Origin of the sequence: Labedella endophytica, assembly GCF_003990045.1 — a bacterium.
GTDB classification, from domain to species: domain Bacteria; phylum Actinomycetota; class Actinomycetes; order Actinomycetales; family Microbacteriaceae; genus Labedella; species Labedella endophytica.
This window is the reverse complement of sequence record NZ_RZGZ01000002.1, coordinates 966,816-988,673: the sequence shown is the minus strand read 5'-3', so window position 1 is coordinate 988,673 and position 21,858 is coordinate 966,816. Positions and strand designations below refer to the sequence as shown.

Below are 21,858 nucleotides of genomic sequence, written 5' to 3'. Positions count from 1 at the left end.
GACATGGCTGCGACCGAGGATGGTGTGCCCTCGCCTGACGTCTCTGCGGAGGCGCAGAGACGTGCGCAGGAACTCGCCGTGGCGGCCGAGCGTGCGCAGGCCGCGGCGCGAGAGGCGGTGCGGCTCGCCGAGGCCGCCGCCGTCGCGGCTCGAGACGCCCTCGCCGCTGCCGGCATCGGCCCGACGGTGACCGCGCCGGCCGTGGCTACGCCGGCCGTTTCCACCCCCGCCGCCGCGACGCCGCCGACCCCGACCGCCGGGCCCGGCAGCGCGCCGGTCCCCGCGACCGCCGCGACCGCCGGCCCCCTCGGGGCGGACGCGCTCGCCGCGATCGCCGCCGGGTACGCGACGGTGGGTGAGGTCCTCGAGCTCGGTGCCGTCGTGAACGGCGAGGCGGTGCCCTCCGTCCAGGTGCGGATCCCGATCGCCATGACGAACCGCCACGGCCTCATCGCTGGCGCCACCGGAACGGGTAAGACGCGCACGCTGCAGGTGCTCCTCGAGCAGCTCTCGGCGGCCGGCGTCCCGGTCTTCGCGGCCGACATCAAGGGAGACCTCTCCGGGATCGCGACCCCGGGAGAGCCGAGCGAGAAGCTCGTCGCCCGTACGACGGGGATCGGCCAAGACTGGGCGCCCGCCTCGTTCCCGACCGAGTTCTTCACCCTGGGCGGTCGCGGCATCGGGGTGCCGATCCGCGCGACCGTGGCGGGCTTCGGTCCCCTCCTGCTCGCGAAGGCGCTCGGCCTCAACGCGACGCAGGAGTCGAGCCTCGGCCTCGTCTTCCACTACGCCGAGAACGCCGGTCTGCCTCTGCTCGACCTCACGGACCTGCGGGCGGTCCTCACCTATCTCGTCGGCGACGAGGGCAAGGCGGAACTCGCCGAGCTCGGCGGGCTGTCGAAGGCCACGGTCGGGGTCATCCTGCGCGAACTCATCACCTTCGCCGACCGCGGGGCCGACGCGTTCTTCGGCGAGCCCGAGATCGATACCGCCGACTTCCTCCGTCGCGACCTCGACGGTCGCGGCATCGTGAGCCTGCTCGACGTGCCAGGGGTCGCCGACCGGCCCGAGCTCTACTCGACCTTCCTGATGTGGCTTCTCGCCGATCTGTTCAACGACCTCCCCGAGGTCGGCGACCTCGACCGGCCGAAGCTCGTGTTCTTCTTCGACGAGGCGCACCTCCTCTTCGCGGACGCCTCGAAGGAGTTCCTCGCGCACGTCGTCCGGACGGTGCGGCTGATCCGCTCGAAGGGGGTGGGTATCTTCTTCGTGACGCAGACGCCGAAGGACCTCCCGGCCGATGTCCTGGCGCAGCTCGGCTCACGCATCCAGCACCAGCTCAGGGCGTTCACCCCCGAGGACGCGAAGGCGCTCGCCGCGACCGTGTCCACGTATCCGACGTCGGACTACGACCTCGCCGAGGTGCTCACGAGCCTCGGAACGGGGGAGGCCGTCGTGACGGTCATGAACGAGAAGGGCGCGCCGTCCCCCGTGGCGTGGACCCGGCTCCGGGCGCCGCTCGCGCTCATGTCGCCGAGCGCTGTGGAGGTGAGGGAGCGGTCCGTCGCTGCCTCGCCTCTGCCCGACCGCTACGGCACCTCGATCGACCGGGAATCGGCGCGGGAGATGCTCGGTGCGCGGATGGACGCCGCGGCGGCCGCGGCCCGTCAGGCTGAGGCCGAGGTCGAGGCCGCCCAGGCCGAGGTCGAGTACGCGAAGCAGAAGGCCGCGATGGACAAGGCCGAGCGCGCGGCGGAGGAGAAGGCGCAGCGTGAATACGACCGGCTCCTGAAGAAGACCTCGGGCACGGGGCGCCGCTCGACGACGCGATCGTCGGGACGGTCCTCGTCCTCCTCCTCATCGATGATCGAACAGGTTCTCGGTTCGAAGGCCACCGCGACCATCCTCTCGGGTGTGGTCGAGGGTATCTTCGGGACCAGGCGCCGGAGGTGACGGGATGCTGATTCGTGAGGTGGTGCCGGGTGATCGCGACGCCGTCGCCCGCATCTGCCGCGTCACCGGGCGCGGAGGCGATGACGCGACGGGCGACTACGGCGACGACGATGTCCTCGCCGATGTCTACGCGACGCCCTATCTCGAGCACCCGAGCGGCTTCGGGGTCGTGGCGGTGGCGGAGTCCGGTGAGGTCGTCGGCTACCTGATCGGCACGACCGACACCGAGACCTTCGCCCGCTGGTTCGTGGCCGACTGGTGGCCGCGCGTGAGTGGCACCAAGGAGCCGCGCACGGCGGCGGACGAGTCGCTCTTCCGCGGTGCCATCGACACGAATCGCATGCTCGTGTCGCATCGGGAGCGCTATCCGGCCCATCTCCACATCGATCTGCTCGAGGAGGCCCGCGGCGGTGGGGTCGGTCGTCGGCTCGTCGAGGCGGCGCTCGTCACGCTGCGACGTCGTGGCGTGCCCGGTGTCCATCTCGTCGTCGGTGCGTCCAACACCGGGGCCGTCGCCTTCTACGAGCGCACCGGCTTCACCGCCCTGCTCGACGACGTGGCCAGCGTGCCGGGGGAGTCCATCGTGTTCGCCCGGGATGTTCCCGGAGCGGACCGCTCGCCCTGAGCACAGCCGACTCTGGTCCTCAGCCGATGCGCGTGGGGCGACGCTCGAACCAGTAGAGCATGAGCGGGTTCGTGCGCTGCAGCTCGTCGAGCGTGAGGGCATTCTCGACGTGTTCCACGGGGACGGTCACGAGATGGCTCGCGACCGCGTGGATGGATTCGGTGGTCCAGTAGTCGCCCCTCATCCGCAGGAGGACGCGGCCGTCCGCGTCGAGGACGAAGAGCTGACGCCGGGGTTCGGCCGCGAGTGTGCGGTGGAGATCCAGGAGGACGGCGCGGGCCACGGTCTCGAGGGGGATCCGTCGGGTTCCTCCGAAGAAGGTGCGTTCGATCAACTGCGTCGGGGTGACCACGACCGCGACGCGGAAGTACTGGACGACCGCGTATGCGAAAACGACGACGACGACGATCGCCGCGGCGGCCACTGCAGGCCAGGGGCCGTCGGGAACCGTGAGCCAGAACAGGACGATCAGGATGGGGGCCGTCAGTGAGACGACGGCGCCGAGACCCTGGCCGAGGAGCCGTCGCCGGACGTGCACCGTGATCGATGCGTCCGTCATGACGGTGGTCGACATGTGTCCCCTTCCCCGCAGGACAGTCTGCCCGACCATGAGGGGTGTTCACTATCCACCCTTTGGTGGACATGACGCCCGGCCGGGGGACAGGGGGTGACGGCGGTCATCGCGCCGTCGACCGGGCGGGACGTCCTGTGTGTCGACGACGCGGCGTGCGGTGGTCGCTCGTCCCCGACAATGGGTACGACCCGCACGGCCTCGCGGGTGATCGATCGCTCGCAACGGGAGGATGACGCGATGACGGCGGATGACTGGACGCGCCTGTGCGGACTGCTCGACGATGACCCGGAACTATCGGGATCGGTTCTCCGGGCATTCTCCGATCCCGCTGACCACGTCGCCGGGCAGGGGCAGGACCTTCCGGACCGCGGTACCGAGTCCGCGGACGACGTCGACCCGTGGTTCGTGATGATCGACGGCCTCGACGAGTCGGGCGCGCTCGCCTACCTCGACGGGGAGGACTCCGGAGTGGAGTTGGCCGACGCGCTCGCAGGACTGCCGCGTGTGTTCCGGACGGGAGCGGACACCGAGCCGGTCGCCGACGTCGACGGCGGACTGGAGGACGCGATCGTCCGCGCGGACGAGATGCTCGCACCGCACGGACTGCGGCTCGTCTTTCTGGCCGAGGACTCCGACGCGTACCCGCTCGTCGCTGTCCCGTCCGAGAACGTCTCGGAGATCGTCGCCCTCGCCGAGCGGTTGGGGCACGAGGCGCGCACCTTCGGCTGACACCGGCTAGATCATCTGTTTGGCGGAGGATGGGGGATTCGAACCCCGGCTGTGGGTCCTGCGCGCGCACCCTGGTTCGTGCGCGCACCCTGGTGTTCGAGCGCGCACCCTGGTGTTCGAGCGGTATTTCTTTGGCGGAGGATGGGGGATTCGAACCCCCGAGGGCTTGCACCCAACACGCTTTCCAAGCGTGCGCCATAGGCCACTAGGCGAATCCTCCTGGCAGTCGCAGCGAACCGCGACCCGGACTATCCTACCGGGTCGCGAACGTGCCGCGCGCCACAGCATCGAGTCGGCCGTCTCATCCGCCGAGGTCGAGCGTTTGCGCCGATTCGAGGCGGTCTACCGCAGGAACTCGGCGAAAAAGCTCTACGTGCTGGTGGTGGGCGCGGTGGTGCGGAGGATGAGGGACAGTGGCCGGGGAGGTTGTAGGATGGATCCCGGCTCCCCGCGTGGCGCCATCCAGGCCAACTCCCCCAGGGCGGAAACGCAGCAAGGGTAACCGGGCTCTGGCGGGTGCGCGGGGGGTCCTTTTTGTCTCCGGCGCCGAGGATCATCTGCCCCGTCATGCACGTCCTCCCTGTTTTCGACACAGCGTAGAAGACGTTCAGGCGACTCCTGTAGCGTTGTCCACGAACCCCCGGACAACCGAAGGATGATCGTGGCCACGAGCGTGTACATCACATCGGCGGAGGGACACACCGGGAAGTCGACGATCGCCCTCGGGCTCCTCGACCTGCTGTCCCATGAGGTCAAGCGCGTCGGTGTCTTCCGCCCCATCTCCCGCTCCGTCGAGGAACGGGACTACGTCCTCGAACTGCTGCTGCAGCACGACGGCGTCGACCTCGAGTACGACGAGTGCATCGGAGTCGGTTACGACGATGTGCACGCCGACCCCGAGGACGCGCTGTCGCGCATCGTTCAGCGGTACAAGTGGGTCGAGTCGAAGTGCGACGCCGTCGTGATCCTCGGCAGCGACTACACCGACGTCGGCAGCCCGACGGAGCTCGGCTTCAACGCGCGGATCGCGGCGAACCTCGGCGCCCCCGTGCTCCTCGTCCTGGGCGGTCGCGAGGGCCAGGGCGCCGGCGAGCGACTCGGCCAGGGCAAGGCCCGGAGCCCGCAGCACATGCGGCAGATCGCGGAACTCGCGCTCGAGGAGATGCGCAACGCGCACGCGACCCTCCTCGCCGTGATCGCGAACCGCGCGGACGCCGCCGACACCGCCGCGGTCGTCGCGGGCGTGGAGGCCGCGAAGCCCGGTGTGCCCGTATGGGCCATTCCGGAGGAGCCGTACCTCGTGGCCCCGAGCATGGGCTCGATCATGGAATCGCTCGATGGCGAACTCCTCAAGGGCGATCCCGCCCTCCTCCAGCGCGAGGCCCTCGGTGTCGTCGTGGCGGGGATGGGCATGGTCAACGTGCTGCCGCGCCTCACCGACGGCGCGGCCCTCGTGGTCGCCGGGGACCGCACCGAGGTGCTGCTCGCGGCGCTCATGGCGCAGGCCGCCGGCACGTTCCCCTCCATCGCGGGAATCGTCCTCAACGGTGGATTCGACCTGCCCGAACCCATCGAGAAGCTCCTCGACGGACTTCCTCAGACCCTCCCGATCATCCGCACGGGCCTCGGCACGTACGACACGATCGTCGCGATCACATCCACGCGCGGGCGTCTCGCCGCGGACTCGCAGCGGAAGTACGACACCGCCCTCGCGCTCTTCGAGCAGCACGTCGACACGAAGGCCCTCGTCGATCTGCTGCAGGTGAGCCGGACCTCCGTCGTCACGCCGCTCATGTTCGAGTACGGCCTCCTCGAGCAGGCGAGAGCGGCGGACCGCCACATCGTGCTGCCGGAGGGCGAGGACGACCGCATCCTGCGCGCCGCCCACACCCTGCTCGCCCGCGACGTCGCCCGCCTCACGATCCTGGGCGAGCCGTTCGAGGTGCGCTCGCGCGCGATCGAGCTGGGGCTCGACATCGCCGGGGCCGAGGTCCTGTCACCCCACGACCCCGTCATGGCACTCAAGTTCGCCGAGGAGTACGCCCGCGTGCGCGCTCACAAGGGCGTCACGATCGACCAGGCGCGCGACGTGGTCACGGACGTGTCGTACTTCGGCACCCTCATGGTGCACATGGGCCTCGCCGACGGGATGGTGTCCGGGGCGATCCACACGACGGCCCACACCATCCGACCGGGGTTCGAGATCATCAAGACCTCGCCCGGCGTCCAGGTGGTGTCGAGCGTCTTCCTCATGGCGCTCGAGGACCGCGTCCTCGTCTACGGGGACTGCGCGGTCGTTCCGGACCCCGACTCCTCTCAGCTCGCCGACATCGCGATCTCGTCGGCGGCGACGGCCGCGCAATTCGGGATCGATCCGCGGATCGCGATGCTCTCCTACTCCACCGGGGAGTCGGGTTCGGGAGCGGACGTGGAGAAGGTGCGTGCCGCCACCGCCCTCGTGCGGGAGCGCCAACCGGATCTGCGGGTCGCGGGCCCCATCCAGTACGACGCGGCCGCCGACGCGGCCGTCGCGGCCACGAAGATGCCCGATTCCGACGTGGCCGGTCGCGCGACGGTGTTCATCTTCCCCGACCTCAACACGGGCAACAACACGTACAAGGCCGTGCAGCGCTCCGCGGGCGCCGTGGCCATCGGGCCGGTGCTGCAGGGCCTCAACAAGCCGATCAACGACCTCTCGAGAGGGGCGACCGTGCAGGACATCGTCAACACGGTGGCCATCACGGCCATCCAGGCCGGCGCGCGTTCCGCGGGGGAGGCGATCTCATGAGCACGGTGCTCGTCGTCAACTCCGGATCCTCGTCCTTCAAGTACCAGCTCATCGACGTGGAGAACCGCACGGCGCTCGCCTCCGGGCTCGTCGAGCGGATCGGAGAGGGCGCCGGTCGCGTGAAGCACCGCGACCTCACCCGCACGGACGAGGGGGACTCGTCGTGGGAGCGGCACACCCCGATCCCGGACCACACGGCCGGCTTCGGCGAGATGATCGCGAGCTTCACGGAGCACGGACCGTCGCTCGAGGACAACGCACCCGTCGCCGTCGGTCACCGCGTGGTCCACGGGGGTCGCCGCTTCTTCGAACCGACCGTCATCACCGATCTCGTGAAGATCAACATCGAGGACCTCTCGGACCTCGCCCCCCTGCACAACCCCGCGGCGGTCCAGGGGATCGATGCGGCCCAGCGCGTCTTCGGCGACGTCCCACACGTCGCCGTCTTCGACACCGCTTTCCACCGCACGCTCTCGCCCGCCGCCTACACCTACGCGATCGACCGCGACCTCGCGGCCAAGCACCGCATCCGTCGGTACGGCTTCCACGGGACGAGCCACAAGTACGTCTCAGAGGCCGCCGCCCGTTTCCTCGATCGTCCTCTGGAGGATCTCGCGCAGATCGTGCTGCACCTCGGCAACGGCGCGTCGATCACCGCGATCGACGGGGGCCGTTCGGTGGAGACGTCGATGGGCCTCACTCCGCTCGAGGGACTCGTGATGGGCTCGCGCTCCGGCGACCTCGATCCCGCCGTGCTCCTCCATCTCGCGCGCCGGGCGCAGTTGTCGACGGACGAGCTCGACACGTTGCTCAACAAGAAGAGCGGACTCGTCGGTCTCGCCGGCGACTCCGACATGCGCGATCTCACCGCTCGCGCCGAGGGCGGCGACTCGGTGGCGCGGGAGGCGCTCGACGTCTACGTCCACCGCCTGCGCCACTACATCGGGGCTTACGTCGCGCAGCTCGGACGCCTCGACGTGATCGCGTTCACCGCCGGGGTGGGGGAGAACACGCCGGTCGTCCGGAGCGAGAGCCTGGCCGGGCTCGAACTGTTCGGCATCCGGATCGACGAGGAGCGCAACAACGCGACGAGTCGTGAGACGCGCGTCATCTCGGCGGACGATTCCGCCGTCACCGTGCTCGTCGTACCCACCGACGAGGAACTCGAGATCGCGATCCAGACGCTCGCAGCGGTGTCCTGAGGTCAGGGATTGACCGTGCAGTAGGCGTTGATGCCTGCGAGGCCGGACCCGCCGGTCGCGGTCGCCCACCTGGACAACCATGAGTTCTTCGGTGTGTCCTGGATACGCACACCGACGGAGGCGGATCCCCCGAGGAGCCCGGACAGCAGGCCGCCGCTGAACACCGTCCGATAGCGCGCCCCGCTCAGGGGTGTGGTCACGTAGTTCGCAGTGACGGGCTGAAGCGTGGTCGGCGTCGCGCCGACGCCGTATCGGACATCGGTGGAGGCGTATCCGGCCGGTAGTGTCCATTCGATCGTGATAGACGGTGTCGCGCCCAGGAGCCCCGGGTTGATCGTGCAGGTGCTCGAGAGCGTGGGGCGGGGAACGACGAACGCCGTCAGCGTCCCGGTCGCCGTCTCGCTATCGGTGAAGACCGCTTCCGTCGGCCGGGCGGTCGGAACGAGGACGAGCGCGGCGATCGCGAATCCGGCGATTGCCACCGCCGACCGGCGTGCTGCGGGATGAACCCGACGCGAGCGGATCATCGCGGGGTCGTCCCCTGGAGTGCAGCGGGTTCGTCGTGCTCCTCGTGGCTCCGCGGCCAGAATGCCCAGACCACGAGGGCGGACGCCGCGAGCGTGATCGAACCGAGGACGACGGGGTTGGAGAACCAGACGATGACGGACGCGAGGTGCGGCACCGAGGCGAGCACGATGCGAACGCTCTCGACGGTGTAGGGGGACGGATCCGGCGAGGCGTTGGCGTCGCCCTGCATCGTGATCGTGCGGGCGTCGGGCGCGCCGTCCGCGACGCTGACACTCAACACACGGTGGGTGACGGGGAGGTCTCCCGCCCGATCCACTGTGACGACGTCGCCCACACGGATGTCCTCGGCGGGGATCTCCCGCACGACCGCGACCGAACCCGTGGGGATCGTCGGCGACATCGAACCCGTCTTGAACATGATGAGCGTGATCTGGAAGAACACCGAGAGGACCACGAGGACGATGCACACGACACCGGCGAGCGCGAGGGTGTTGAGCAGGACGTCGCCGGCCACCCGCGACGCCGGGCGTCGAGGGCGCGTCGCGGTCCTCGACGCCCGGGCATCGCGTCGTGTCGTGAGGGTCGTGGTGCTCATGGTGCTCCGTGGATGGGTCAGCTGGCGGTCGCGAGGAACTGCCAGTTGGGTGCGGCGACAAGGCCCTGAGCGGTGTTCGGTGCCGTCGTGGGCAGTGTGATCGCGAAGCAGTACTGGTGAACGGCTCCGCTCGCCGCTGCGATCGTGGGTGATGGGGCCGCGAGGGTCCCACCGAGGGCGGTTCCCGCCGTGACGATCGTCGTTCCCAGCGGGGTCGAGAACGCCGTAGACCCACACGTTTCGCTGGGTCCGAGCAGCCGGACTCCGTATGTGAGGCTCGACTGCAGCCCGGTCGACGCGGTTCCGAACGTGGGTGTCTGGAGCGCGACAGTGCCGGCGACGCTCGTGGACTTCGTCCGGACCCAGAAGCTCGCGTAGGTCGTCGTGCCCGGGGTGGCGGCGGTCACGACGGGGGCGAACGGGAGGACCGCCGCCGACGTCGACGCCGCGTGATCGGAGTACCCGGTCGTCGCGCTCGACGTGCTCCCTTCGATCTGGAAGGTGCCCGCCGTGATCGTCGCCGTGGCGTATTCGCCGTCGTTCCAGGCCGCGACGGTCGCGGCCGAGCCGATCCCGAGTACGAGCCCGCCCGCGAGGACGGCTCGTACTCGGAACCACCACAGCCGGGAGCGCCCGGACCGGACGTCGTGCTCGTGGTGACGCACGACGACCGCCTACTCGGTGCTGGTCGCCGTGAATTCCCACGTCGACGTCGTGACGCCGCCCTGGTCGAGATCGGCACCCGCGGTGACGACGACGCAGAGCTGGACGGGGGCACCGGCCGCGGTGACCGGCGCGCCGCCGGTGAGATCCACCGTGCCGCTGTCGACCGCGGCGTCGCTCGTGAGAGCATCGGCCGAGGCGATCTCCGTGCCGGCGGCGACACCGGCGGCGTCGCACGTCGCCGTCGCGGTAGCCAGTTCGTAGACGGCGTACGAGAGAGCGCCGGCGTTCGGGTCGGTCACCGAATCGGTGGTCACGAGCGTGTCGAGCACGAGCGTCGCGTCGGTCGTCGTGTCGGCGGCGAGGCGCAGCCAGAACGGCGCGTACACGACGTCCTCGGGGGCGAGGTTGTCGAACGGGGTCGTGAAGACGAGGGCGGCGGCCGTGCCGCCGGTTTCGTCGAGGTCGTTGTCGACGAAACCGGCGGTCGAGCTCGTCGTGGAGCCCTCGAGGTTGAAGGTACCGGCGGAGAACGTCCCGGTGGCGAACTCGGAATCGTTCCAGGCGGCGAGCGTGATGGCCGCTCCGACGCCGAGCACGAGGCCACCGGCGAGCACGGCTTTGAACTTGCGTGACCGTGAACGGTTGCCGACAGGAGCGGCCCCGTCGGTCTCGGGCGGGCGGGGCGCGAGGCGCGTTTCAGTCATGTCAGTCTTCCCCTCAGAGGACTTCTTCGAGCCGTCGACGAAAGGGGCACCGCAAGACGCACCGCCCCTCAACGGCCATCGGTACCGACACTAAGCGGACGCCATCCGTTTGTCTCTCCCCCTCTTCACGGGGGAAGTCGATGGCGCGCCCGGGACGCTGCCCGGCCTGCCCGGGACGCTCCCCGGCCGGCCCGCGTGTCGGTGGCGGCGACTAGCATTGTGTCGTGGTCACCGCCCTCTATCGCCGCTACCGGCCCGAGACATTCGCCGAGATGATCGGTCAGTCCCAGGTGACCGATCCGCTGCGTACGGCGCTGCGCACCAACCGGGTCAATCACGCCTACCTCTTCAGCGGCCCTCGCGGCTGCGGCAAGACCACCTCGGCCCGCATCCTGGCCCGGTGCCTCAACTGCGCCCAGGGCCCGACGGACACCCCGTGCGGCACGTGCGACAGCTGCGTAGAGCTGTCCCGCGACGGCGGGGGCTCGCTCGATGTGGTCGAGATCGACGCGGCGAGTCACAACGGAGTCGACGACGCCCGCGATCTGCGCGAGCGCGCCATCTTCGCGCCGGCTCGCGACCGCTACAAGATCTTCATCCTCGACGAGGCCCACATGGTCACGCCGCAGGGGTTCAACGCCCTCCTCAAGATCGTCGAGGAACCGCCGGAGCACGTGAAGTTCATCTTCGCCACGACGGAGCCGGACAAGGTCATCGGCACGATCCGGTCGCGCACGCACCACTACCCGTTCCGCCTCATCCCGCCGGCCCAGATGCTCGACTACGTCGGAGAGCTCTGCGAGTCGGAGGGCGTGACCGTCGCTGCCGGCGTGCTTCCCCTGGTCGTGCGCGCGGGCGGCGGTTCGGCCCGCGACACGCTGTCACTCCTCGACCAGCTCATGGCCGGCTCCGAGGACGCATCGGTCGACTACGAGCGAGCGGTCTCGCTCCTCGGCTACACCCATACGGCCCTTCTCGACGAGGTCGTCGACGCGCTCGCCGCGAGCGATGCGGCCGCGGTCTTCGGATCGGTGGACCGCGTCATCCAGACCGGGCAGGACCCCCGGCGGTTCGTCGACGATCTCCTCGAACGGCTCCGCGACCTCATCGTGGTCGCGGCCACGTCGGAGGGTGCGGCCGCCGTCATGCGCGGAATGCCCCAGGACGAACTCGACCGGATGTCCCGCCAGGCGCAGGCATTCGGTCCGGCCGAGCTCTCGCGGTCGGCCGACCTCGTCGGTCGCGCTCTCAGCGAGATGTCGGGAGCGACGTCCCCGCGGCTCCACCTCGAACTCATGATGGCGCGCATCCTCGTACCCGCGGCCGACGCGACGGCGCGCGGAGCGCTCGCGCGCGTCGAGCGGCTCGAGCGCCGGATCGGTGTCGATTCGGGCCCCGTCGATTCAGGCAGTCCGACGATGTCGGCCCCGGTGTCGTCGCCTCCGATGTCCTCGGCTCCCGCGGCTGCTGTTTCGTCGACCCCTGCGTCGTCGAGCGCGGCCCCCGTGGTCGTCCCGACGACGGCGACGGCGAACCCTCCGGTGTCCGCGACCGCATCGCCGACGTCGCACGCTCCCGCGTCGCAGCCCACGACGCGAGAGGCGGCTCCGGCGACGACTCCGAATTCGTCGCAGGCGGCCGCCTCGTCCGCCGCCCCGGCCGCACCCGGCGGCCCGGTCTCGCTCCCGCAGCTGAAGGACGCGTGGCCGGAGGTTCTCGAGCGCGTCGGCGCGGCCAAGCGAGGCGCCTGGATGGTCGCCGTCACGGCCACCGTCCGTGCCCTCGAGGGTGACGTGCTCACGCTCACCTTCCCGAGCCAGCACGACGTCGAGAGCTTCAAGCAGTCGAACGCCGGCCAGGGTGTGAGCGAGATCCTGCGGCAGGCGATCCTCGACGTCCTGGGCATGCGGGTGAAGTACATCGCGAAGGTCGACGGCGCACCCGCGCCCTCGTCCGCGCAGGGCGCCGCGCCCGCCGTCATGTCGGCGACACCCGTGGGGGAGCGTCCGGTGGACGCCCAGGCGGCTCCGGCGGCACCGGTTCGATCCGAGGGCCGCTCGGGATCCGAGCGTCCGAACGCTCCGTCCGGAGCTCCGCGATCGGACCGTTCCGGCCCGCAGTCGACCGGCCGATCACCCCAGGGCCGCGCCGGACGCGTCTCCCCGCTCGAGGACGACGTACCCCCGTTGTCCGACGACGATGCGCCGCCGGACGATTCGGTCCCGCCCCCGCTCGAGGACCACGAGCGCACCGCGGGTCCTCAGCGCACTGCACCCCAGCGACCGGCTCAGCAGCCGTCTCGCCAGCAGCCGGCTCCGCAGCGACCCGCCGAGCAGCAGCGGCCGGCCGATCGACCACAGTCGCGACCGGACGCAGCCGCGCGGCCGATTTCGGACGCGACCACGTCCGCATCGACGTCCCCCTCCGCGCCGGCGCCCACGACGGACGCTGCGGGTTGGCACGTCGTGGCGATCCCCGGGAGCGCGACCGACGAGCCTCCGACGTCCCCCGCCGGATCGTCGCCCGACGCGAGCGCGGGGCCCTCGGTCTCGGCCGCGGGAACGGCGGCACCGGTCGCGGAGATCCCCGAGCCACGGACCAAGGAGATCCCCGAGCCGCGGACCGCGGCCGAGCCTCCGCGGGCGACCCCGCCGGCACCCGTCCATCGGGCGGCCCCCGTCGCCCCGGAACCATCCGCACGACAGAGCGCCCGCTACGGCGAGGCGGTCGTGCGCGAGATCCTCGGAGCCCGCTTCATCGAGGAGCAGCCCTACACCCCGCCGTCCCGGTTCACCCCGTGATCAGTCGATACCGCAGAACCAGGAGGTAGATCGTGTACGAAGGCATCGTCCAGGAGCTCATCGACGAATTCGGTCGCCTCCCGGGAATCGGACCGAAGTCGGCGCAGCGCATCGCGTTCCACATCCTCCAGACGGAGACGTTCGACGTCTCCCGCCTGGCCGAACTCCTCACGGAGCTGCGCGACAAGGTGCACTTCTGCGCGATCTGCGGCAACGTCGCCGAGCAGGAGACCTGCTCCATCTGCCGCGACCCGCGCCGTAACCCGGCGCTCATCTGCGTGGTCGAGGAGGCGAAGGACGTCGTCGCCATCGAGCGGACCCGCGAGTTCCGCGGTCTGTACCACGTGCTGGGCGGGGCGATCAGCCCGATCGACGGCATCGGGCCGGAGGAACTGCGCATCCGTCAGCTCCTGCAGCGCCTCGCGGACGGCACCGTCGAGGAGGTCATCATCGCGACCGACCCCAACCTCGAGGGCGAGGCCACGGCCACCTACCTCAGTCGGCTGTTGACGACGCTCGAGATCCGGATTACCCGGCTGGCCTCGGGGCTCCCCGTGGGCGGCGACCTCGAGTATGCCGACGAGGTGACCCTCGGCCGCGCCTTCGAGGGCCGAACGGTCGTCGCACGCTGACGGACACCGTCACGAGCTGACCGACACCGTCGCGCGCGTCCCGTATCGGCGGCTCTGGACCGGTCGTCACATGGCCACCCCCGCATGCGCCGAACCCTAGAATGGGTCATCGGGCCCCGCCCGTCATCCCACCCAGGAGTCATCCCGTGAGTCTCATCGTGCAGAAATACGGCGGATCATCCGTCTCCGACGCCGAGAGCGTCAAGCGCGTCGCCAAACGGATCGTCGAGACCCGCAAGGCCGGTCACGACGTCGTGGTAGCCGTCTCGGCGATGGGCGACACGACGGACGAGCTCCTCGACCTCGCGCACACCGTGACACCCCTGCCGGAGCCGCGCGAGCTCGACATGCTGCTCTCCGCGGGAGAGCGCATCTCGATGGCCGTCCTCGCCATGGCGATCAAGGGGATGGGCTACGACGCGCAGTCCTTCACCGGCAGTCAGGCCGGGATGCTCACGGACGCGCACCACGGCGCCGCCCGCATCGTCGACGTCACACCCGTCCGCGTCCGCAAGGCGCTCGACTCGGGTGCCATCGCGATCGTCGCCGGCTTCCAGGGCTTCAACCGCGACACCATGGACATCACCACGCTCGGTCGGGGCGGCTCGGACACGACGGCCGTCGCCCTCGCCGCGGCCCTCGACGCGGACATCTGCGAGATCTACACCGACGTCGACGGCATCTTCACCTCGGACCCCCGTGTCGTGCCCCGTGCGCACAAGATCGACACCGTCACGAGCGAGGAGATGCTCGAGCTCGCCGCGGCCGGTGCGAAGGTGCTCTACATCCGCGCCGTCGAGTACGCGCGGCGGCATGGCGTCACCCTGCACGTGCGATCGTCGTTCAGCAACAACGAGGGAACCCTCGTGATCAACCCGAAAGAGGGTGAGACAGTGGAACAGCCCATCGTCACCGGAGTCGCGATCGACCTCAGCGAGGCCAAGATCACGGTCGTCGGTGTGCCCGACGTCCCTGGCAAGGCCGCGCAGATCTTCAAGATCATCGCGCGCGCCGACGCCAACGTCGACATGATCGTCCAGAACGTGTCCGCCGCGGCCACCGGGCTCACGGACATCTCGTTCACGCTGCCGAAGTCGGAGGCCCAGTCGGTCCTCACCGCGCTGCGCAACGAACGGGACGACGTGAAGTTCGCCTCCCTGCAGCACGACGACCAGATCGGCAAGCTCGCCCTCGTCGGGGCCGGCATGCGCACGAACACCGGCGTCTCGGCCCGCCTCTTCGAATCGCTCTACGACGCGGGCATCAACATCGACATGATCTCGACGAGCGAGATCCGCATCTCGGTCGTGACGCGCGCGGACACCATCGCCGAGGCCGCACGTGCCGTCCACACGGCCTTCGGGCTCGACGGTGACGTCGACGCCGTCGTCTACGCCGGCACCGGCCGCTGAGCACCTGATCGGAAGAGGAACGAAGACATGAGTGACGGGATGCGCGTCGGAGTCGTCGGAGCCACCGGACAGGTGGGGAAGGTCATGCGCCGGCTCCTGCTGGAGCGGAAGTTCCCGCTCGCGGAGATCCGCTTCTTTGCGACGTCCCGGTCAGCCGGGCAGACGATCGCCTTCGGCGACCGCGAGGTCGTGGTGGAGGACATCGAGACGGCCGACCCCGCGGGGCTCGACATCGCGCTGTTCTCGGCCGGCGCCACCGGATCGCGCGCGCACGCCCCACGTTTCGCCGCGGCCGGCGTCACCGTGATCGACAACTCGAGCGCGTGGCGAATGGACCCGGACGTCCCACTCGTCGTCAGCGAGGTCAATCCTCACGCGATCCGCGAGGCGCGCAAGGGGATCATCGCGAACCCGAACTGCACGACGATGGCCGCCATGCCGGTGCTGAAGGTGCTCGACGCGGAAGCCGGTCTCGAGCGGCTCATCGTGAGCACCTATCAGGCCGTCTCGGGGTCCGGCCTCGCCGGCGCCGAGGAACTCGCATCGCAGGTCCACGCGGCGGTCGAGCAGGACCTGCTCGGCCTCGTCCACGACGGATCCTCCGTCGCTCTTCCCGAGCCCGTGAAATACGTCCGGCCGATCGCCTTCGACGTCATCCCGCTCGCGGGATCTATCGTCGACGACGGCGAGCGCGAGACGGACGAGGAGAAGAAGCTCCGCAACGAGAGCCGCAAGATCCTCGAGCTGCCCGACCTCCTCGTCTCCGGCACGTGCGTGCGCGTCCCCGTCTTCACCGGTCACTCTCTGTCGATCAACGCGGAATTCTCCTCGGCGATCAGCCCGGAACGCGCGGAGGAACTCCTCGCGACCGCACCAGGCGTCGAGCTCACCGACGTCCCGACGCCCCTCCAGGCCGCTGGGAACGACCCGTCCTACGTCGGACGCATCCGCACGGACCAGAGCGTGCCAGGGGGACGCGGACTCGCCCTCTTCATCTCCAACGACAACCTTCGCAAGGGTGCGGCGCTCAACGCCGTCCAGATCGCCGAGGTCATCGCCGCGGTGCAGCCGGTCGCGTGATCGTGTCCGGCGGATCTCCCGCCGGAGCCGTTGCTACGCTCAACCCATGGCACGGGTCGAGGCGGCGGTGATGAGCGTCGCCGCGCAGCGCCTGGAGCGCGGCGTCTTCCTGATGCAGTTGCTCGTCGCCACCGCTGTTCTCGCCCTCACGGTCGTCACGTACCTTTTCTCGCCCGTGAGCGTGTCCGACCCGCTCTACGTCGCGGGCCTCGCCGGGATGTTCCTCGTGACGGCGGCCGCCACCGTGGTGCCGTGGTCGACGCTCCCGCGGAACGCGATCGCCATCCTCCCCTTCGCGGACATCGCGTCCATCGCCCTCATGCGCGAGGGAGTTCCGGCCGTCGCCGCGAGCCTGCTGTTCATCTTCCCGATCTACTGGCTCTCCACGCATTTCCGACTGTGGATCGCGGTCCTCGGACCGGTCGTGTGCTCCATCGTGCTGTGGACGTCGATCTGGTGGAACGGAACGCCGTTCTCGATCTCGATCGTGCCGACGCTCTTCGTGCTCCCGATCTCCTTTTCATTCCTCGCGGCGGCGGCCTACCAGTCGGCGATCCGCGGTGCGGCGCATCGCGTCCTCCTCCGCCAGCAGGCCCGGCTCCTCGAGAATGCGATGTCAGGGGTCCGCCGCCAGCGGGAGACCCTGGACGAGATCATCAACGCCGTCACCTTCGGCGTCATCGGTTACGACGATCGCGGAAACGTCATCCTCGTGAACCAGGCCCACCGGGCGCTCATGGAACCGTTCGGCGAGATGAACGAAGCCCTCGTCCAGGAGAAGGTCTACCTGCCCGATCGCGTCACACCCATCCCGGAGAGCCGGCGTCCCTACCGGCGAGCGATGCGCGGCGAGGTGTTCGACAACGAGATCATCTGGCAGGGACGACCAGGGGAGCGCCGTATCGCGCTCGCGGTCTCGGCCCGGCAGCTGCTCGACGACGACGGCGAGAGCCAGGGGTGCATCGTCGTCACGCGCGACGTCACGCCGGAGATCTCCGCGGTCGAGGCGCGGGACGACTTCGTCGCATCGGTCTCGCACGAGCTGCGGACCCCCCTCACGTCGGTGCTCGGCTATCTCGACCTCGTCGTCGACAGCCAGGGGATCGACGACGAAGCGAGACGTCTCGTCGGGATCGCGCTCGACAACTCGGAGCGACTGCTCCAGATCGTCAGCGATCTCCTCGTCACGGTGAGCGCGGATTCCCACCGGTTCGTGATGCACTTCGCGCCGTGCGAGGTCACCGCGATCGCCGCGCAGTCCGTGGAGGCGGCTCGCGTCGCCGGCCAGGCGCGAGGCATCAGCGTCGACGTCCAGTCGAGCGGTGATGTCGTCGTCATGGGCGACGCATTCCGCATCCGGCAGGTGATGGACAACTTCGTCTCGAACGCCATCAAATACAACAACGACGGCGGGTCGGTCGTCGTGACCGTCACCGACGCCGGGAAGGACGCTCGCATCGTCGTGCGGGACACGGGCAGGGGCATGCGCCCGGACGAGCAGGAACGGCTCTTCGAGCGCTTCTACCGTGCTGAATCCGTGCGTCAGACCTCGATCCACGGCACCGGTCTCGGTCTCAACATCGCCAGGGAGATCATCGAAGAGCACGGCGGGACGATCGCGGTGGAGAGCGAGCGCGGCGTCGGGACGACGTTCATCGTGACTCTCCCGAAGGAACGACGCGACTCGGCAGCCGCCGGCGCGAGACATGATCGGAGCAGTCATGGTTCTTGACCCGGCCACCCTCATGGTGATGAGCGCGCTCATCACCATCCTCGCGGGGACGTCGTTCATCCTGAACACGTCCATCCAGCGCGTCGACATCGTGTCGCGCCTCTGGACGATCGCCTTCACCAACGGCATGCTCGCCGGACTGGCCTACGGCTTCGACGCCGTGAGCCCCGGGTCGTGGATCACGATCGTCGTCGGCAACGCGGCGATCGTCGGCGCCATCGCTCACGTCTGGGCCGGCTGCCGCGCGTACAACGGACGACGACCGCTCATCCTCGTCGTGCTGGCCGGTATCGTGGCCGCAGCGGTCGCGGTCCTGCTCCGCGGCCCGGACGGCGGCGAATGGGCCGGTGGAGCCGAGATGCTCGCCCTCGTCGCGCTGTTCGCCCTCCTCGCGGGGATCGAGGGGCTCAGCGGAGCGATGAGCACGCGCGTGAATGCCCGATCACTCGCCGTGGTCATGCTCGTCGTCGCAGCCTTCTACGTGGCGCGGTGCGTCGGCCTCATCCTCTTCGGACCGTACAGCGACACCTTCCGTACCTACTTCGGGACGTCGCTCGCGACCTTCATCACGATCCTCTTCACGGTGTCGTCGGCGGTGGCGATGACGAGCCTGCAGGTGGAGCGGGCATACAGCGACAGGCCGGTCCCGGGACCCCGGGAACGCGGGGGAGCCTTCAGCATCGGAGTGCTCGCCACCGACGCCTTCGAGGACGGGGCTCGCGACCGGATCGATCGGGCCCGTCGTCGATCGAGCTCCGTCGCACTCATCCTCATCCGCATCGACGGGCTCAAAGAGATCAACACCGCCTTCGGGCGTGCGACGGGTGACGCGGCGCTTCAGACCGTGGCGACGGTACTCCGCACGGTCACGCCCACCTCGGCCGTGCTCGGTCGTCAGCGGTCGGCCAACTTCGCCGTCCTCGCCATGGTGTCCGAACCGCAGGCGACCCGCGAGATCGCCGAGGCCATCCTCGCCGAGATCGTCGAGGCCCGACTGGAGGGGGCGAGCGACATCCGCTTGAGCGCATCGATCGGGGTCGCGGACAGCTTCACGGTCGCTTTCGACTTCGACAAGCTACGCGAGGCCGCGCTCGTCGCGCTCGACCGCGCGCGCGACGCCGGAGGCAACCGCGTCGAGACGGCCGTGCAGACCCAGGCCGTGCCGCGCCGCATCGACCGGTCACGCGCCGCCCTCGACTGACCCTCGTGAGGTGGCGCTGTCTGTTGCCCGGCAGGTCCGTGGGGCAACAAAAGCGACACCTCAGGGGCGATGGATCAGGACTGGGCGATCGCGATCGTCAGGGTGTCCGTCGCGGTCTGCTTCGCGTACTCGGACGAGGTCGGCGTCGTCTGCAGGAGCAGCTCGTAGGTGACCGTGAGCTGGACGTACTCGGCGGCCGGATCGATGCCCGGAAGGACGAAGCTCTGGCTGTAGCTGTATGGCGCCGAGATGAAATACCCGGGCGCGACGTTCGCGTTGTCGGCGAGGGGCTCGGGTGAGGGGAGCTGGCCGGCGTCTCCGCGGACGGCCGTCACGATCGAGACCTTCGAGAGGTAGATCCGGTTGTCGCCACCCTCGAGCGCGGCGACGGCGGAGAAGCTCAGCGGCTTGTTCGCATCGGCGGTCCACTGGTCCATCGAGAGGGTCGACCAGTAGTCGACCGTCAGCGTGATGTTGCCGGCGGTGAGGACACGCTGCGTGCTTCCGCTGGCCAGTTCGTTCACGACGGTGTCGACGGTGGCCTGGGGTGTCGGCGCCGCCGCTGCCGGGGTCGAGGCCGTCGCGGTCGGAGTCGCTGTCGCGTTCGCCTCCCACGGAGGGGTCCCGCAGGCCGAGAGCGAGAGGACGATGGCGATCGACGCTGCTGCTGCTGTGACCATTCTCCGGATGCGCATGGGTCCATCTTGGCATCGGGCGCGTCCGTCGCGTCCTCCGATCCGGACGGATCCTCGTCCGTACCCCACGGACGGGGGACGCATTGTCCCCCGAACCGGTCACAACGCACAGCGTGGTGCGCAGATCTTGAGGAAAACCTGAGCCAAACCCGCACCTTCCCCGCGGGCCGCTTGAGGTGCGAGGTGTTCACTGATCTCAGAACGCACGAGGATTCGTGCGGGACACCTAGCGGTAACCAGACGGAAGCAGATGGAGATGGCCATGGACGCAGGGACCCGAACCCCGGACTCATCGGCGCAGCGTCCCATCGGGGCTTCCGATTCCACACGCGTCGGGGGGACCTCGGCACGACCCGATCTCGATGAATTCGCGAACGACTTCATCGAGAGTGTCGAGGCCCTCCCCACGTATCGCCCCACCGTGGGCTGCATCATCCCCGCGTACAACGAGGAGGAGTCCATCGCGAGCGTGCTCGACTCGCTCCTCGGACAGACCCGCCTCCCCGACGTCATCCACGTCATCGTGAACAACACCACCGACGCGACCGTCGAGTTCGCCAGCCACTACGCCGGCCCGCACTCGCGCCGCACCGGTCCCGACGAGATCCAGGAGACCGAGGTCTTCGTCCACGACATCGGCGTCAATCCCGACAAGAAGGTCGGAGCGCTCAACTACGGCTACGACCTCGTCGAGGCCTACGACTACCTCCTCGGCGTCGACGGCGACACCACGGCCGACCCGACCGCCGTGCAGAACCTCGTCGACGAGATCTCGTCCGACACCCGCATCGGCGGCATCTCGGCGATCTACAGCATCGACGACACCGCCATCACCGGCCCCGTCGCCCCGTTCCTCATCGCCGGACAACGCGCTCAGTTCGCCGCCTTCAACATGTCCAACATGCTCAAGGGCCGCAACATGGCCGTGCTCGGCGGACAGTTCTCCATCTTCTCCACCAAGGCCCTCCGCGAGGTCATGGAGGACAGCCACCAGCAGACCCCGTGGGTCAAGGACAGCGAGGTCGAGGACTCCCTCCTCTCGCTCCAGATCAAGAGCGCCGGCTACCTCACCAAGATCAGTGCCCAGGCCCGCGCCAACGTCGGCGGCATGCACACGCTCCGCTCGCTCGACGCGCAGCAGGTGAAGTGGAACTTCGGTGCCATCGAGCTCATGTGGCCGGGACAGCGCGGCGACACCAAGGGTCAGCCGTTCCACCCGAACCTCCGCCTCCGGTGGCTCGAGCACCTCTCGATGGTCGTCAACATCATCTCGCGCGTCATGTTCGTGCTGCTGCTCGTCGCCTCGCTCTCGATCGACGCCTTCGTCTTCAGCCCGTGGTGGCTCATCCCGCCCGTCGCCGCGATCATCCTCAACATGCGCGTCGCGCTGTCGATGAAGACGCGGAACTGGAAGGACATCCTCTTCGCCCTGCTGCTGTTCCCCGCCGAGATCTACATGTGGATCCGTATCGGACACTTCCTCCGGGCATGGACGAAGTTCGCCAGCCGCAAGCAGGTCGACAACTGGGCCGAGCAGGCCAAGGCCGAACGCGGTTCGGGTAACGCCTACCTCGTGCCCCTCATCGGGCTCCTCGCCACCGTCGCCGCGCTCACCTTCGTGTGGTTCCAGCTCTCCACCGAGGTGCAGTCCACGATCCTCTGGATCTGCTGGCCCGTCCTCGGTGTCATCACCATCGTCCAGACCCTCACGATGATCTTCTCGATCATCCGTCGTCACCGCGGCTACCGCGTCTGACACCACCAACACGACTCGAGCCCTTCGACGGGTCCAGGACGCACCCCCTCAGTGTCCTGGGCAGTGTCCTGGGCCTCTCGAGGGGCTCGAGTCGTTGACGGGTGTTGTCAGGAGCCCGTCGACGGGTCGGTGCGGGTTCGGGACACATTCCCTCAGTGTCCTGGGCCTCTCGAGGGGCTCGAGTC

18 protein-coding genes, 1 tRNA gene and 1 other RNA gene are annotated in these 21,858 nt (G+C 69.2%); 13 read left to right on the top strand and 7 right to left on the bottom strand.

What is annotated here, in order from left to right:
- Positions 1-3 precede the first annotated feature (3 nt).
- A complete protein-coding gene (locus ELQ94_RS08155) occupies positions 4-1,953 on the top strand; it encodes a helicase HerA-like domain-containing protein (protein WP_127049008.1) in 1,950 nt (649 codons plus the stop codon).
- A gap of 4 nt (positions 1,954-1,957) precedes the next feature.
- Positions 1,958-2,578, top strand: a complete 621-nt coding sequence (locus ELQ94_RS08150) for a GNAT family N-acetyltransferase (RefSeq protein WP_127049006.1) — start codon at positions 1,958-1,960, stop codon at positions 2,576-2,578.
- Positions 2,579-2,597: 19 nt separating this feature from the next.
- Here the strand turns inward: ELQ94_RS08150 and ELQ94_RS08145 are convergent, their stop codons facing one another.
- Entirely contained in the window at positions 2,598-3,152 is a 555-nt protein-coding gene (locus ELQ94_RS08145; RefSeq protein ID WP_127049004.1) for a hypothetical protein, read from the bottom strand.
- A gap of 237 nt (positions 3,153-3,389) precedes the next feature.
- Here ELQ94_RS08145 and ELQ94_RS08140 point away from each other — a divergent pair, with 237 nt between their 5' ends.
- On the top strand, positions 3,390-3,881 hold the full coding sequence (locus ELQ94_RS08140; protein WP_127049002.1) for a DUF6630 family protein: 492 nt from the start codon (positions 3,390-3,392) through the stop codon (positions 3,879-3,881).
- A 132-nt stretch (positions 3,882-4,013) separates the two neighbouring features.
- Here ELQ94_RS08140 and ELQ94_RS08135 read toward each other — a convergent pair.
- Positions 4,014-4,101: transfer RNA gene (locus ELQ94_RS08135), tRNA-Ser, on the bottom strand.
- A 219-nt stretch (positions 4,102-4,320) separates the two neighbouring features.
- Here ELQ94_RS08135 and ffs point away from each other — a divergent pair.
- The 3 genes from ffs (at position 4,321) to ELQ94_RS08120 (ending at position 7,871) form a co-directional block, all read left to right on the top strand.
- Positions 4,321-4,417: signal recognition particle sRNA small type (ffs, locus tag ELQ94_RS08130), an RNA gene on the top strand.
- A 125-nt stretch (positions 4,418-4,542) separates the two neighbouring features.
- On the top strand, positions 4,543-6,669 hold the full coding sequence (gene pta / locus ELQ94_RS08125; protein WP_127049000.1) for a phosphate acetyltransferase: 2,127 nt from the start codon (positions 4,543-4,545) through the stop codon (positions 6,667-6,669).
- Entirely contained in the window at positions 6,666-7,871 is a 1,206-nt protein-coding gene (locus ELQ94_RS08120; protein ID WP_127048998.1) for an acetate/propionate family kinase, read from the top strand. Before pta ends, ELQ94_RS08120 begins: the two co-directional genes overlap by 4 nt.
- 2 nt (positions 7,872-7,873) lie before the next feature.
- Here ELQ94_RS08120 and ELQ94_RS08115 read toward each other — a convergent pair whose 3' ends face one another.
- Genes ELQ94_RS08115 through ELQ94_RS08100 form a run of 4 tightly spaced genes read right to left on the bottom strand, consistent with a single transcriptional unit; the run spans position 7,874 to position 10,364 of the window.
- The gene (locus ELQ94_RS08115; RefSeq protein ID WP_127048995.1) at positions 7,874-8,353 is read right to left on the bottom strand and encodes a hypothetical protein; all 480 of its coding nucleotides are present in this window, start codon (positions 8,351-8,353) and stop codon (positions 7,874-7,876) included.
- A gap of 41 nt (positions 8,354-8,394) precedes the next feature.
- Positions 8,395-8,994 carry a signal peptidase I gene (locus tag ELQ94_RS08110; protein WP_127048993.1) on the bottom strand — a complete coding sequence of 200 codons (600 nt, stop codon included), beginning with the start codon at positions 8,992-8,994 and terminating at the stop codon, positions 8,395-8,397.
- 17 nt (positions 8,995-9,011) lie between these two features.
- Positions 9,012-9,659 (bottom strand): SipW-dependent-type signal peptide-containing protein, encoded by a 648-nt coding sequence (locus ELQ94_RS08105; protein WP_127048991.1) that lies wholly within the window; start codon positions 9,657-9,659, stop codon positions 9,012-9,014.
- A 9-nt stretch (positions 9,660-9,668) separates the two neighbouring features.
- A complete protein-coding gene (locus tag ELQ94_RS08100) occupies positions 9,669-10,364 on the bottom strand; it encodes a SipW-dependent-type signal peptide-containing protein (RefSeq protein ID WP_127048989.1) in 696 nt (231 codons plus the stop codon).
- 224 nt (positions 10,365-10,588) lie between these two features.
- On the opposite strand from ELQ94_RS08100, the gene ELQ94_RS08095 reads away from it, so the two are divergent.
- From ELQ94_RS08095 to ELQ94_RS08070, 6 genes are all read left to right on the top strand, one after another.
- On the top strand, positions 10,589-13,165 hold the full coding sequence (locus tag ELQ94_RS08095) for a DNA polymerase III subunit gamma and tau (protein WP_127048987.1): 2,577 nt from the start codon (positions 10,589-10,591) through the stop codon (positions 13,163-13,165).
- Between the two features lie 32 nt (positions 13,166-13,197).
- The gene (gene recR / locus ELQ94_RS08090; RefSeq protein WP_127048985.1) at positions 13,198-13,797 is read left to right on the top strand and encodes a recombination mediator RecR; all 600 of its coding nucleotides are present in this window, start codon (positions 13,198-13,200) and stop codon (positions 13,795-13,797) included.
- 146 nt (positions 13,798-13,943) lie between these two features.
- Positions 13,944-15,209 (top strand): aspartate kinase, encoded by a 1,266-nt coding sequence (locus ELQ94_RS08085; RefSeq protein WP_127048983.1) that lies wholly within the window; start codon positions 13,944-13,946, stop codon positions 15,207-15,209.
- A gap of 27 nt (positions 15,210-15,236) precedes the next feature.
- Positions 15,237-16,289 carry an aspartate-semialdehyde dehydrogenase gene (locus ELQ94_RS08080; protein ID WP_127048981.1) on the top strand — a complete coding sequence of 351 codons (1,053 nt, stop codon included), beginning with the start codon at positions 15,237-15,239 and terminating at the stop codon, positions 16,287-16,289.
- A gap of 46 nt (positions 16,290-16,335) precedes the next feature.
- Positions 16,336-18,021, top strand: coding sequence for an ATP-binding protein (locus ELQ94_RS08075; RefSeq protein WP_127048979.1), 1,686 nt, complete (start codon positions 16,336-16,338; stop codon positions 18,019-18,021).
- Positions 18,011-19,222 (top strand): GGDEF domain-containing protein, encoded by a 1,212-nt coding sequence (locus ELQ94_RS08070; RefSeq protein ID WP_166404692.1) that lies wholly within the window; start codon positions 18,011-18,013, stop codon positions 19,220-19,222. Before ELQ94_RS08075 ends, ELQ94_RS08070 begins: the two co-directional genes overlap by 11 nt.
- Before the next feature lie 74 nt (positions 19,223-19,296).
- Here the strand turns inward: ELQ94_RS08070 and ELQ94_RS08065 are convergent, their stop codons facing one another.
- Positions 19,297-19,917 (bottom strand): hypothetical protein, encoded by a 621-nt coding sequence (locus ELQ94_RS08065; protein ID WP_127048974.1) that lies wholly within the window; start codon positions 19,915-19,917, stop codon positions 19,297-19,299.
- 262 nt (positions 19,918-20,179) lie between these two features.
- Here ELQ94_RS08065 and ELQ94_RS08060 point away from each other — a divergent pair, with 262 nt between their 5' ends.
- A complete protein-coding gene (locus tag ELQ94_RS08060) occupies positions 20,180-21,673 on the top strand; it encodes a glycosyltransferase family 2 protein (protein WP_127048972.1) in 1,494 nt (497 codons plus the stop codon).
- Positions 21,674-21,858: the final 185 nt, after the last annotated feature.